This window comes from Peribacillus sp. NPDC096622, assembly GCF_044762665.1.
GTDB classification, from domain to species: domain Bacteria; phylum Bacillota; class Bacilli; order Bacillales; family DSM-1321; genus Peribacillus; species Peribacillus frigoritolerans_B.
Genome location: NZ_JBIWES010000001.1, coordinates 310448 through 323715 on the forward strand (window position 1 = coordinate 310448; position 13268 = coordinate 323715).

At 43.7% G+C, this 13268-nt stretch carries 11 protein-coding genes and 1 other RNA gene; all 12 read right to left on the bottom strand.

The window, feature by feature from the left end:
* Positions 1-10: 10 nt before the first annotated feature.
* Positions 11-889, bottom strand: coding sequence for a branched-chain amino acid ABC transporter permease (locus ACIQYG_RS01450; protein ID WP_063232912.1), 879 nt, complete (start codon positions 887-889; stop codon positions 11-13).
* A gap of 139 nt (positions 890-1028) precedes the next feature.
* On the bottom strand, positions 1029-2207 hold the full coding sequence (locus ACIQYG_RS01455) for an ABC transporter substrate-binding protein (RefSeq protein WP_402835179.1): 1179 nt from the start codon (positions 2205-2207) through the stop codon (positions 1029-1031).
* 546 nt (positions 2208-2753) lie between these two features.
* The gene (locus ACIQYG_RS01460; RefSeq protein ID WP_402835180.1) at positions 2754-3461 is read right to left on the bottom strand and encodes an ABC transporter ATP-binding protein; all 708 of its coding nucleotides are present in this window, start codon (positions 3459-3461) and stop codon (positions 2754-2756) included.
* A complete protein-coding gene (locus ACIQYG_RS01465; RefSeq protein WP_402835181.1) occupies positions 3461-4240 on the bottom strand; it encodes an ABC transporter ATP-binding protein in 780 nt (259 codons plus the stop codon). Before ACIQYG_RS01465 ends, ACIQYG_RS01460 begins: the two co-directional genes overlap by 1 nt.
* Positions 4215-5186 (bottom strand): branched-chain amino acid ABC transporter permease, encoded by a 972-nt coding sequence (locus ACIQYG_RS01470; protein WP_402835182.1) that lies wholly within the window; start codon positions 5184-5186, stop codon positions 4215-4217. The genes ACIQYG_RS01465 and ACIQYG_RS01470 overlap by 26 nt, the downstream gene beginning before the upstream one ends.
* A 13-nt stretch (positions 5187-5199) precedes the next feature.
* Positions 5200-6078 carry a branched-chain amino acid ABC transporter permease gene (locus ACIQYG_RS01475; protein WP_402835183.1) on the bottom strand — a complete coding sequence of 293 codons (879 nt, stop codon included), beginning with the start codon at positions 6076-6078 and terminating at the stop codon, positions 5200-5202.
* A gap of 75 nt (positions 6079-6153) precedes the next feature.
* Positions 6154-7341, bottom strand: a complete 1188-nt coding sequence (locus ACIQYG_RS01480; RefSeq protein ID WP_402835184.1) for an ABC transporter substrate-binding protein — start codon at positions 7339-7341, stop codon at positions 6154-6156.
* Between the two features lie 188 nt (positions 7342-7529).
* Positions 7530-8291 carry a tRNA threonylcarbamoyladenosine dehydratase gene (locus ACIQYG_RS01485; protein ID WP_125160028.1) on the bottom strand — a complete coding sequence of 254 codons (762 nt, stop codon included), beginning with the start codon at positions 8289-8291 and terminating at the stop codon, positions 7530-7532.
* 111 nt (positions 8292-8402) lie between these two features.
* A complete protein-coding gene (locus tag ACIQYG_RS01490) occupies positions 8403-9551 on the bottom strand; it encodes a M20 family metallopeptidase (protein ID WP_402835185.1) in 1149 nt (382 codons plus the stop codon).
* A gap of 279 nt (positions 9552-9830) precedes the next feature.
* Positions 9831-10802, bottom strand: coding sequence for a nuclease-related domain-containing protein (locus tag ACIQYG_RS01495; RefSeq protein ID WP_402835186.1), 972 nt, complete (start codon positions 10800-10802; stop codon positions 9831-9833).
* A gap of 416 nt (positions 10803-11218) precedes the next feature.
* Positions 11219-11404: non-coding RNA, 6S RNA (gene ssrS / locus ACIQYG_RS01500), on the bottom strand.
* 86 nt (positions 11405-11490) lie between these two features.
* Positions 11491-13260 (bottom strand): aspartate--tRNA ligase, encoded by a 1770-nt coding sequence (gene aspS, locus ACIQYG_RS01505; RefSeq protein WP_402835187.1) that lies wholly within the window; start codon positions 13258-13260, stop codon positions 11491-11493.
* Between the last annotated feature and the right edge of the window lie 8 nt (positions 13261-13268).

Sequence of the window (13268 nt, forward strand, 5' to 3'; positions counted from 1 at the left end):
TTTGTCTCCCCTATACTTTTTCTTTTTTGTTTTTACCGAATAAGCCTTGTGGCATGAAAATCAAGATAAGAATCAGTACGACGAAGGCTACAGCATCACGCCATAATGAGTAACCGGCGGCACTGACCAAAGCTTCGATGACACCTAGCAATAGGCCACCGACCATCGCGCCCGGTATAATCCCGATCCCTCCAAGTACGGCGGCAACGAATGCCTTCAATCCCGGAAGCACACCCATGAGCGGCTCGATCTTAATATAGTAAATACCGAAAATGACCCCTGCTGCCCCAGCCAATGCGGAACCGATTGCAAAGGTGGCAGAAATCGTATTATCGACATTTATTCCCATCAGCTTAGCTGCATCCGCATCGAAGGAAACGGCACGCATCGCTTTTCCTATTTTTGATTTATGAACGATGATTTGAAGGATGATCATCAAAACTACAGCCACTCCAAAAATCAAAACCGATTGACTATTGATGGAAACTCCAAAAATATTGAACTTGTCTGTCGGCAATACATCATTCGGATAAGCTTCCGGCTGTGCACCGCGGACGTAGATGAATCCGTATTCGATCAAAAGGGAAACACCGATGGCAGTGATAAGTGCCGCGATACGTGTTGCGTTACGCAATGGCTTGTACGCGATACGCTCGATCAATACCCCAAACAGCGCACAGACTGTCATCGAGATTAATAGGGCTGGCACGAATGACAGATCCAGAACCGTTATCGAATAAAACCCAACGAATGAGCCGACCATGAATACATCGCCATGTGCGAAGTTTATCAATTTAACAATCCCGTAAACCATCGTATATCCGAGAGCGATAAGGGCATAAATACTTCCTAGTGAAACCCCGTTTATTAACTGTTGTATCAATTCCATGTTCGACTCTCCTTGAAAATCTAATTTTATGAGTGATTAGTCCAGACTCTAACGACCTGGCATGCCTGAAAAATGAGAATTCGCCAGCACCTTCTTATTACTGAAGGGCCGGCGAAAGGTTTGGAGTTGTTCTCCGAAATTAAGGATTGATTTTTGTGTTGAATACTTGTTTTCCTTCTTTAAATTCAAGGATGGTAGCAGATTTGATTGGATTATGTTTTTCATCCAATGTGAATGTACCCGTAACAAGCTCAAGGTCGGCCGTTTTTTCCAGCGCTTCTTTGATTTTTTCCGAATCCGCTGAACCAGCACGTTTAATCGCGTCAGCAAGGAAGTATCCTGTGTCATATCCTAGGGCATTGAATGCATCCGGGGACTTATCTTTGTACTTCGCTTTAAACGCTGACACAAAATTCTGAATTTTCTCATCAGGATCACCTGAAGAATAATGGTTCGTTATGAACGTATTATTTAGAGCTTTTGCACCGGCAATTTCAACTAGCTTAGGAGAATCCCAGCCGTCGCCGCCCATGAATGGAACGTCAAGTCCAGTTTCCCGTGCCTGCTTCACGATCAGACCAGCTTCCTCATAGTAACCAGGAAGGAAAATGAAATCAGGTTTTGCCGATTTCAAACGAGTCAATGTGGAACGGAAATCAGTATCCTTCGCAATGTAAGCTTCCTCAGCAACAATCTTTCCGCCATTTTTTTCGAATTGTTCTTTAAAGGCTGCGGCTAATCCTTTTGAATAATCACTTGCGCTGTCAATATAGATGGCTGCACTTTTCGCTTTGATTTCTTTAGTGGCGAAATTCGCAGCTACCGTCCCTTGGAACGGATCGATGAAGCTTGTCCTGAAAACGTAATCGTTCAATTTATCCTTGCTGAAAGTGATTTCAGGGCTTGTACCAGAAGGTGAGATGACCGGCACTTTATTATCTTGGGCAATCTGTACTTGTGCAATCGAGTTCGTGCTTGTCGCTGCACCTACGATCGCTGCAACCTGATCTTGTGATGTCAGCTTGATCGCTCCGCTTGTCGCTTCGGACGCTTCAGATTTATTATCGACTTTAATTAGTTTGATTTTTTTACCGTCAATGCCTTCTTTATTGATTTCTGCAGTTGCAAGCTCCAAACCTTCTGCAATCGATTGTCCATATGAAGCGACACCACCTGATAATTCAAGGTTGACACCGATCTTGATCGTATCTCCATCCCCGCTTGATTTTTCGGATGAACCAGAGCCGGAACAACCCGCTAGCACTCCCGCAGCAAGTGATAGAGAAAGGAATGCACTTGCTAATTTTTTCTTTTTCATAAATAATCCCCCCATTTTGTAATCAAGCTCTGATGCATGAATATTTATTCATGATGCTTCAGAAAAAAATTGATTAGATGAAATGTTTCAAATTAAATTAATATTTCGAAAAATAGTTTACCGCATAATTTTCATTCCGTCTATACAATAATTGCGAGAAGATTTCGGTAAATAGGATATTTTTCACAGGTAGTGCTATATCATTTTTATCTTTATATATTTTAAATATTGTGAAAACAGGCGATATAATCAGAAAAAACAGATAATTAAATTATATTGATATTGAAAACTCCTTATTTTCGGATCAAAAAATTTTATTCATTCGCTTATTTTTTTCATCCTATTAATTACATTTTTACCAAAATACAAGTATAATGATAGGGAATTAAACCCAGTTTTTTCGTGCTTTTTTAGTCTTAATTCCTATATCAAAATTGAATAATGCTATATTGGATGTATAAAATCATGCATGAAACCCTGTGATTTTTATCTTCCTGCATATTTTGCATAACCGATCAACAAACAAAAAAACCGCCAAACGGCGGTTCAGTGGCCTCCTAAATAGGCCATTTTTATTTCTTCACTTGATGTTAGTTCCTCGGCATTGCCCGAAAGGACGATTCGGCCCGTTTCAACGACATACGCCCGATCTGCAATGGATAAGGCGAGGTTGGCGTTTTGCTCGACTAAAAGGATCGTTGTGCCGGACGCACTGATTTCTTGGATGATGTTGAATATTTGCTTTACCAGAAGCGGTGCAAGGCCCATAGAAGGTTCATCGAGCAGTAATAATCGTGGTTTCGCCATTAAAGCCCGGCCCATCGCAAGCATCTGCTGTTCGCCGCCTGAAAGCGTGCCAGCCTGCTGTTTGATTCTCTCCAGCAGTCTCGGAAATAGTTCATATACCTTTTCCATATCCTTATTGATGCCCTCTTTGCCTTTTCGCAAATAAGCCCCAAGCTCCAGGTTTTCGGCCACCGTCATGTTGGCGAAGACACGTCGTCCTTCAGGTACATGGGATATGCCCATTTTCACGATGGATTGTGCAGCTTTTCCTCCAATCGATTCGCCTTCGAACAGAACTTTTCCTTGCTTTGGTTTTAACAGACCGGAAATCGTTTTGAGCAGCGTGCTTTTTCCCGCTCCGTTCGCCCCGATCAAAGTCACGATTTCCCCCTCATTTATCTCCATGGAAACCCCTTTTAGCGCTTGGATATTGCCGTAAAAAACATTGATGTCCTCTATTTTCAGCATCAGGAAACCTCCTCCCCTAGATATGCCTCGATAACCTTTGGATCGTTGCGGATTTCTTCCGGCTTTCCGTGAGCAATAAGCTGTCCATGATCAAGGACATAAATCCGTTCGCATACCCCCATGACCAGTGACATATCATGTTCGATGAGCAAAACGGTAAGGTTGAATTCCTTCCGGATAAAAGCGATGAGGTTCATTAATTCTTTTGTTTCATGAGGGTTCATCCCGGCTGCTGGTTCGTCCAGTAAAAGAAGTTTCGGATTGGCGGCAAGGGCACGGGCGATTTCCAGCCGCCTTTGCTGTCCGTATGGAAGATTCTTCGCTTTTTCATCCTTAAAATGGTCAAGATTGAAAATCCGCAAAAATTCGAGCGCCTTTTCATCCATTTCCTTTTCCCCTGAAAAATGTCCGGGCAACCGGAATATGGAGCTTGGAATTCCATGCTTGGCAAGCGAGTGGTATGCAACCTTCACATTATCGATCACGGATAACTCACTGAAGAGGCGAATGTTTTGAAAGGTTCTCGAGATCCCTTTTCGGGTAATTTTATAAGGCGGCTGCTTATTGAGATTTTCCCCGTTCAAGGCAATCGTTCCTTCTGTAGGGACATACACACCCGTCAATAAATTGAAGAAGGTCGTTTTCCCAGCTCCATTTGGCCCAATCAGGCCTACAAGTTCCCCTGGAAATAATTCCACGTTCACATCGGACACCGCTTTCAATCCGCCAAAACGGATTCCCACCGATTCTACTTTAAGCAACGGTATTGTGGCTACCATCCTTTTGGCCCCCTTTCGTTTTTTTATGTGTGAACAATGATGTGATTTCTCTTGTTCCCATTAAACCCTGCGGGCGGAAAATCATCATCAGGATCAGGACAAGACTGTAAATGATCATCCTCGTTTCCGGATAATCCTGAAGGAATGTCGTCACGATCGTCAGTAAAATGGCGGCCAAAACCGAACCTGAAAGACTTCCAAGCCCGCCAAGTACGACGAAAATCAGTATATCGAAGGATTTCAGGAAACCGAAATTCGATGGCTGGATAATATAAAAATTATGGGCATAGAGAGAACCGGCAATTCCGGCAAAAAAAGCTCCGATGACGAAAGCCGCCACTTTATAATAGGTCGTATTGATTCCCATCGCATCAGCCGCCGTTTCATCTTCCCTTACGGATATGCATGCACGCCCGTGAGTCGAATTGGTGAAATTCCTGATGACTAAGACGGTGATCATCACAAAGGCAAAAACCCATGGCCAAGTGGTCAGGTGGGATACCTGCATCCCGCTTGCACCGCCTACATATTCAATATTCAAAAGGACGATCCGGACAATTTCCCCAAAACCGAGGGTAGCTATCGCCAGGTAATCCCCCTTCAGGCGCAAGCTGGGTATCCCGATCACCATGCCCGCAACAGCGGCGATGACGCCCCCAGTCAATACAGCTATGATGAAAGGAAGTTCCAGCTTCATTGTCATGACTGCCGAAGCATAGGCCCCAACCGCTAAAAAACCTGCATGCCCGATCGAGAACTGCCCGGTTATTCCAATGATTAAATGAAGGCTCGTCGCCAGCATGATATTGATGCCGATGAACATGAGCGTGTTGATATAAAATGGATTGAGGATACCGTTTGAAATAAGGTACTGCATGATTCCGAAAAAAATAAGTGCGAGCACGATCGAGAGCCAAAAACCCTTTGAATTCTTTAAAGTAGTCATCGCCATGTCTCCCCTATACTTTTTCTCTTTTATTTTTACCGAACAGTCCCTGCGGCAAGAAAATCAAAATCAAGATAAGTACGACGAAAGCCACGCCATCGCGCCATAATGAATAACCGGCTGCACTGACCAAAGCCTCGATCACCCCAAGCAGCAGACCGCCGACCATCGCTCCCGGAATGATGCCGATGCCGCCCAAGACGGCTGCAACAAATGCTTTAAGGCCAGGAAGGACACCCATCAACGGTTCGATTTTAATATAGTAGATGCCAAAAATGACACCAGCCGCACCTGCCAGGGCCGAACCTATGGCGAACGTAGCTGAAATCGTATTGTTCACATTGATTCCCATCAGCTTAGCCGCTTCGGAATCGAATGAAACGGCACGCATCGCTTTGCCGATTTTGGTTTTATGGACAACGAATTGTAGGATGATCATTAAAATGATGGATACAGATAAGATCAAAATGGATTGACTGCTGATGGAAACTCCCAATATATCGAGTTTATCCATCGGAAGGACATTATTTGGATAGGCTTCCGGCTGGGCGCCCCGGATGTAAATCAGCCCATTTTCAATCAGAAGGGAAACACCGATGGCCGTTATCAAAGCCGCAATCCGTGTTGCATTACGAAGGGGTTTATAAGCAATGCGTTCAATTAAAACGCCAAAGATGGCACAAGCGACCATCGAAATCAATAAAGCCGGGATGAAGGATAAGTCCATTACGGTAATGGCGTAAAATCCTACAAATGAACCAACCATGAATACGTCGCCATGGGCGAAGTTTATGAGCTTGACGATTCCGTATACCATCGTATAGCCAAGCGCGATCAAAGCATAAATGCTTCCGAGTGAAATGCCATTTACCAATTGCTGAATCAGTTCCATATCGCACTCTCCCCGTTAAGGTGTTTTTTAAGTGAATATAGAATAGGGGGACTTGCCCCCTATCCACGTAAGTTATTATGGATTGATTTTTGTCTTGAATGTTTGTTTGCCATCCACATATTCCAAGATTGTCGCCGATTTGATCGGATCATGATTTTCATCAAGGTTCAGTGTTCCGGAAACTAATTGAAGATCTTTGACATCTTCCAACGCTTGTCTGATTTTTTCGGGCGAAGCATCTCCAGATCTCTTGATGGCATCTGCCAGGTAGTAGCCAGTGTCATAGCCTAGTGCGGCAAAGGCATCCGGTGTTTTATCGTATTCTTTTTCGAAGGCTGCAACGAAATCCTGGATTTTTGCATCTTCATCTTCAGGGGAATAGTGATTCGTGATATACGTATTTTTTAAAGCATCCGCTCCGGCAATTTCAACGACCTTCGGGGAATCCCAGCCGTCCCCACCCATGAATGGAAGGTCTATGCCGTCTTCACGTGCTTGTTTTAAGATCAATCCGACTTCTTCATAATAGCCAGGGAGGAAAACGAACTCAGGTTTTGCGGATTTGATACGTGTCAAGGTAGAGCGGAAATCAGTATCTTTCGTTACATAAGCCTCTTCCGCCACGATTTTACCGCCCTTGGCAGTGAACGCTTCTTTAAATGCTGCGGCTAATCCTTTAGAATAATCACTTGCGCTGTCCACATAGATCGCAGCCGTCTTTGCCCCAATTTCGTCAGATGCGAAATTGGCTGCCACCGTACCTTGGAATGGGTCGATAAAGCAAGTTCTGAACACATAATCATTTAATTTTCCAGCTTTGTTGGTAATGTCGGGATTTGTTGCAGTTGGTGTGAGTAGAGGAACTTTATTATCTTGTGCGACTTGAACCTGTGCCAATGTATTCGTACTTGTTGCAGATCCGACTACAGCCACAACCTTGTCCTGGCTAACCAGTTTGATCGAACCGCTTGTAGCTTCTGCTGCATCTGATTTATTATCAACCTTAATGATTTCCAGTTTTTTACCGTCGATGCCTTCTTTATTAATCTCATCGATGGCCAGTTTCAAACCATCGGCAGCCGATTGGCCGAATGATGCCGTACCTCCGGACAATTCAAGGTTGGCCCCAATTTTAATTGTGTCACCTGATTTTGATGAACCCCCACCTGAACTGCTAGTTTTCGAGTCGCCGCTACATCCTGCCAGCGCCCCTGCAACCAATGAAAGTGATAGAAACACTCCTGCTAGCTTTTTCTTCTTCATTTGAAACCCCCTTGTTTTGTGTGTTCTTTTAAAAAAACAGAATATCTGAATAAAAATAATATTCTGAAAATAGTTTATCTCATTCTTTCGACCCCGTCTATATGATATGGATAAAAAAGTTATTAAAAGAAATATCTACTATTCGACACAAAAAAAACTGACCCATTATAGAGTCAGTTGATTTTTTATCAATCATTTACACGGCGAACTTCAATGTCCTTTAATATATCATTGATCACCCAGCTTGCTGCAATTAAGCCCGCTACGGATGGTACGAAAGCATTCGAAGACGGAGGCATTTGGGCTTTACGGATTTTTGCCTCATCATTGCCGACTTCTTTCCGCACATCCTCACGAATGACAATAGGGCTCTCGTCGGAGAAGACAACGGGAATTCCCTTTGTTATGCCCTCTTTACGCAATCTAGTGCGAATGACCTTGGCAAGCGGATCGGTATGCGTTTTGGAGATATCGGCAATTTGAAAACGCGTCGGGTCCATCTTATTAGCGGCTCCCATGCTTGAAATCACCTTGATATTCCGTTTCAGGCATTCCTTCATCACATGCATCTTATAAATGACCGTATCCGATGCATCAATGACATAGTCCAGACCATAGCTGAAAAATTCCTCAAACGTCTCTTCTGTATAGAACATTTTAAGGGCGATGACTTCGCAGTCGGGATTGATGTCTTGAATGCGATTTTTCATCAATTCCGCTTTCGGTTGACCGACTGTTGATAATAGAGCATGGATCTGCCTGTTAACATTTGTGATGTCGACATCGTCTTTATCCACAAGAATAATACGGCCTACCCCGGTGCGTGCCAATGCTTCGGCTGAAAATGAACCAACGCCCCCTACACCCAGGACAGCAACGGTCGTATTTTTCAGAATATCGATTCCTTCCTTGCCAATTGCCAATTCATTACGTGAAAACTGATGCAGCATATATATTCAACTCCAATAAATTCTGTTCTTATTTAGCTTCCCAATTAACAATATATCATAAACATCATTTATGACAAGCGAAATATGAGCAGTCTAATCGGAATTAGTGCGCTAGGTCATTTTTGATAATTTTTGAATGACGGTTGCCAATAGCAGTGCCCTTTCCGTCAGGCTCGGAATTTCCAAATACTCCTCTTCACTATGTGCATTCCCTCCAATGGGCCCGAGTCCATCCACTGTCGCGATTCCCAAATCAGAAGTGATGGAAGCATCCGAACCTCCACCCGTGGCCGTATCCGTAATTTCGATGCCGATCTCCTTCCCAGCCTGACGAATCGTCTCTAATAGCAAGTTCGTTTTCTCATTCTTTTCCATGGGGGAACGGTCCATTTTCCCGCTCAATGTCGTTTTCGTTCCTGGAATATAGGTTTCAGCACAGATTTTTTTCAGCTGCTTGAGGATGATGCCTTCCTGCCTTTTTTCCGAAATCCGTACATCCACAAAAGCAGCAGCATGGGAAGCGATCGTATTGACAGCGGAACCTCCTTCAATCATGCCGACATTAACGCTGATTCCATTCTGTTGATCATTCAATCGGTGTAAGGCGATGATCTTATGGGCCAATTCTTCAATTGCACTTCGTCCCTTTTCCGGCTCGATCCCTGAATGGGCGGCCACCCCAACGATATCCACCTTAAACTGACCGCAGCCCCTTCTTGCCGTGACAAGCGAACCGTCCGTCCTTGCCGGTTCAAGAATTAACGCGAACTTCTTATTGGCTGCTTTTTCCGATATGAGTGAAGCGGACGACGGAGACCCGATCTCCTCATCACTATTAAGAATGATTTGGATATGCTTATAGCCTGTCTGCCCCGTCTGTTTCAGGCAAAGGATCGCATAAAAAAGTTCAACCAAACTAGACTTCATATCCGCTACACCAGGACCGTATGCCCGATTTCCTTTCACTTTAAAAGGACGTTTTTGCGCAGTGCCCTCCGGAAAAACCGTATCCATATGGGCAACGACCAGAATATGCGGTTGATGCGCATCACGATGCTGGATGACCAGCTGATTGCCATAATTCTGTTGCTCAACGGTATTCACAATAAAATCCAGGCTTTCAAATTTCGTTTTTAAAATCGAACCAATTTCATCAATACCCTTTTTCGTATGAGAACCACTATCTATATTCACTAGCCGCTCCACTAATTGAAGCATTTCCATCCTCTTTGCATACAATAAATCTTTCAAAGCCCTCACTACTTTCTATCCTTGGCTGACTATTGCTCAACCTTACTATAATTTACGAATCTATATTGCGGAATGTTCCTTAAAAGGGAATATTTGAAGTTTATTCGATGATTTTTTAGGTTTTTTTTGAGTTTGGGGTCTTTACCCGTGAATTGGGGCCGTTTACTCGTGAGTTTGGCTCTTTTACTCGTGAATTGGGCTCTTTTACTCGTGAGTTTACGCCGTTTACTCGTGAATTTGCACGATTTACTCGTGAGTTTACGCCGTTTACTCGTGAATTTGCACGATTTACTCGTGAATTAATCCATCAAGTCTATAAGCTCTATTTTTAAATTGCCCCGAATAAGGCAATTCAAGTGCAGACAACATCCGTTGCATGATATCAATTGAATCTATTTGTAAAAAGTGCCGTGCTTGTTTATTCGTAATACTGGGTTTTATGAGGAGAGCAAAATCGCGAAGAGTTTGAATGTGGGCATCTTTGGAGGCGTAAGAACATTGGCTGCATGACCATTTTCCCCAGTGATAGTGCATATGTAGAGCAGAGCATTCAGGACATTGAACGCTTTTTAATAGATCTTGCTCATCGATTTGATATAAATTGAGTATATCAGGATTATGCGGAGTGTTTTTTTGCAGAATCGTGTTTGAAAGTCTATTGCTTTGCCTTTGGGTTAATTGCTCAGAAGGATACTTTTCTTCAAGGGTATGAATTTTGGTGATCAGGGTTTCTTTTCCCGTGATTTTTTTGAAAATGGGGGTAAAGCCCGGGGTAGTCCTGATGATGGTATTCGAGTTTGCATTGGCAATTAACGTTTCAATCGGCAGCGAGGGGAATTTGTGAAAAGTAAGCCAATCATTTAATCGGGATTTTTGCATGTCGACCTGGATTAGCGGATCCAGATATGCCTGTTCCTGTCCGTCCTTTGAACGAATCAATTGGGGATAGGTGCGGTCAAAATAAAGCGTTCCCGCAAAGTTTTTCACTTCAATGATGATACAGTAATTCCGGGTGATTATTAGGAAATCCATTTGAAAATAACGGCTCCCATCGTAGTCTAACCTCAAATCATGAAATACTCGATATTCTTTCGGAAGATCCTTCAACTCCTTTCCGATACTCCACTCCCCGTTAAATCCTGTACGGATTTTCCGAAAATCGTTCTTTATTCTTTCCTGTTTTGGATGATTTGCTGATAGCCTCCTGCTTAATGCCTCCAGTTTGAGCATTTTCATAGGCCTTTCACACGGTTTTAGCATCCATACATCAACTCCTTCTCCTTTAGCTTCTTTGTTAATGCCCTTTTTTCCTGCCAGGATCTGAAATCAGACGTTTTACCGTAAGTTTGCTCTGTTTAATTCTTGAGATTTGTAGCTTACTCGTGAGTTTACGCCATTTACTCGTGAATTGGGCTATTTACTCGTGAGTTTTCACCATTTACTCGTGAATTGGGCTCTTTTACTCGTGAGTTTTCACCATTTACTCGTGAATTGGGCTCTTTCACTCGTGAGTTCGCCATTTACTCGTGAATTTGCGCCATTTACTCGTGAGTTTACGCCATTTACTCGTGAGTTTTCACCATTTACTCGTGAGTTTAGATCATTTACTCGTGAGTTAACTATTTTAACGCACAAAAAAACCCATGTTATTTAACATGAGTTGCTTTGTAAGGTGTAAGAGTCCCAATTGTGCCGTTTACGCCTTTGTTTTGAACCCGCTCTCCGCAGGTGGGTGCTCGGTTCCTCGCGTTTGTAAGTCCTCTTCGAGGGAGGCTTTTACGCGGCCAGGAAACTAGTGCTCCCGGTAACTATAAGTGTTCGGTCAAAACTTATAGGTTAAAGAACGAACACATCAGGACTCTTACTTATTGAAAACATCATAGCATAATGCTTAACTCTGTTTCAAGAAAAAACACCTAGGTATTTTTTCATATTTTTGCCAAATGAATTATTTTTTAAGTGCAGCAAGTCTTAGGTTAAGTTCGGCCAATTGCTTGTCACTTACAGTACTCGGTGCGTCAACGAGCAGGTCGCTTGCGCTTGCTGTTTTCGGGAACGCGATGGTGTCGCGAAGGTTCGTGCGGCCTGCAAGCAGCATGACCATGCGGTCCAGTCCAAGGGCAATTCCGCCGTGTGGTGGCGTTCCGTATTCGAATGCATCCATTAGGAAGCCGAATTGTGCGTTTGCTTCTTCTTCGGAGAATCCAAGAACTTTGAACATTTTTTCCTGAACGTCGCGTTCGAATATCCGCAGTGATCCACCGCCAAGTTCGTAGCCGTTCAGTACAAGGTCATATGCTTGTGCACGGACGCTTGCTGGGTCTGATTCCAATTTGTCCATGTCTTCACGGAATGGCATTGTGAATGGATGGTGTGCTGCATAGTAGCGTCCTTCTTCTTCGTCATATTCAAGTAATGGCCAGTCCGTCACCCATAGGAAGTTGAATTTGCTTTGATCGATCAAGCCTCTTTCTTTACCTAGCTTGTTACGAAGTGCTCCAAGTGCATCTGCGACTATGCCTTTCTTATCCGCAACGAATAAGATTAGATCGCCCACTTCAGCTTCCACTGCGGATACTAATTGCTCTTGGTCTTCTGCGAAGAATTTGGCGATCGGCCCTTTTACTCCGTCTTCTTCAACTTTCAGCCATGCAAGGCCTTTAGCACCGTAAATCGCTGCAAATTCAGCCAAGCCATCAATGTCTTTACGGGAATAATCCGCATTTCCGTCCTTAACGACGATCGCCTTGACTTGTCCGCCGTTTGCAACAGCACCGGTGAACACTTTGAAATCACTGTCTTTGACGATTTCGGAAACATCTTTAAGTTCCATTCCGAAGCGTGTATCCGGTTTGTCGGAACCGTAACGGCCCATCGCTTCATTGTATGTCATTCTTGGGAATGGCAGTGTTACGTCCAATCCTTTTACGTCTTTCATCACTTTAGCCATCATGTTTTCCGCGGTGTTAATGATATCTTCTTGGCTCATGAAGCTTGTTTCAATATCGATTTGCGTGAATTCAGGCTGTCTGTCAGCACGTAAGTCTTCATCACGGAAACAGCGGGCAATTTGATAATAACGTTCGAAACCCGATACCATCAATAGCTGCTTGAAGATTTGCGGTGATTGCGGAAGTGCATAGAACTCCCCTTCGTGTACACGGCTAGGCACTAAATAATCACGTGCTCCTTCAGGTGTACTTTTTGTTAAGATAGGTGTTTCGATATCAAGGAAGCCTTCACCGTCCAAGTAATCACGGATCGCTTTTGTTGTTTTGTTACGCATTTTCAACGTTTCGAACATCGCTGGACGACGCAGGTCCAAATAACGATATTTCAAGCGGATGTCTTCTGATACATCCGTTCTTTCATCAATGATGAATGGAGGGGTCTTTGCTTCGTTTAAAATAGTAACGTTTTCGGCTTGAACTTCGACGGTCCCTGTTGTTACGTTCGGATTGAAGTTGGCTTCATCACGTTTGATGACTGTCCCTTGGATATCAAGGACGTATTCATTACGGATTTTTTCGGCTGTGGCCAGCGCGTCTGCCGAAATGTCCGGATTGAAAACGACTTGGACGACCCCGCTTCTGTCACGTAGGTCGATGAAGATGACCCCGCCCAAATCGCGGCGTTTTTGTACCCATCCTTTTAATGTTACTTTTTCACCAATAGCTGCTTCTGTCACTTCACCATTGAAGTATGTTCTGCCAAACATGGTATTTC

Coding starts and splice junctions, on each gene's coding strand:
- ACIQYG_RS01470 (WP_402835182.1), bottom strand. CDS start 5,186: ATGACTACTTTAAAGAATTCAAAGGGTTTTTGGCTCTCGATCGTGCTC.
- ACIQYG_RS01485 (WP_125160028.1), bottom strand. CDS start 8,291: ATGCTGCATCAGTTTTCACGTAATGAATTGGCAATTGGCAAGGAAGGA.
- ACIQYG_RS01465 (WP_402835181.1), bottom strand. CDS start 4,240: ATGGTAGCCACAATACCGTTGCTTAAAGTAGAATCGGTGGGAATCCGT.
- ACIQYG_RS01450 (WP_063232912.1), bottom strand. CDS start 889: ATGGAATTGATACAACAGTTAATAAACGGGGTTTCACTAGGAAGTATT.
- ACIQYG_RS01495 (WP_402835186.1), bottom strand. CDS start 10,802: ATGCTAAAACCGTGTGAAAGGCCTATGAAAATGCTCAAACTGGAGGCA.
- ACIQYG_RS01480 (WP_402835184.1), bottom strand. CDS start 7,341: ATGAAGAAGAAAAAGCTAGCAGGAGTGTTTCTATCACTTTCATTGGTT.
- ACIQYG_RS01455 (WP_402835179.1), bottom strand. CDS start 2,207: ATGAAAAAGAAAAAATTAGCAAGTGCATTCCTTTCTCTATCACTTGCT.
- ACIQYG_RS01475 (WP_402835183.1), bottom strand. CDS start 6,078: ATGGAACTGATTCAGCAATTGGTAAATGGCATTTCACTCGGAAGCATT.
- ACIQYG_RS01460 (WP_402835180.1), bottom strand. CDS start 3,461: ATGCTGAAAATAGAGGACATCAATGTTTTTTACGGCAATATCCAAGCG.
- aspS (WP_402835187.1), bottom strand. CDS start 13,260: ATGTTTGGCAGAACATACTTCAATGGTGAAGTGACAGAAGCAGCTATT.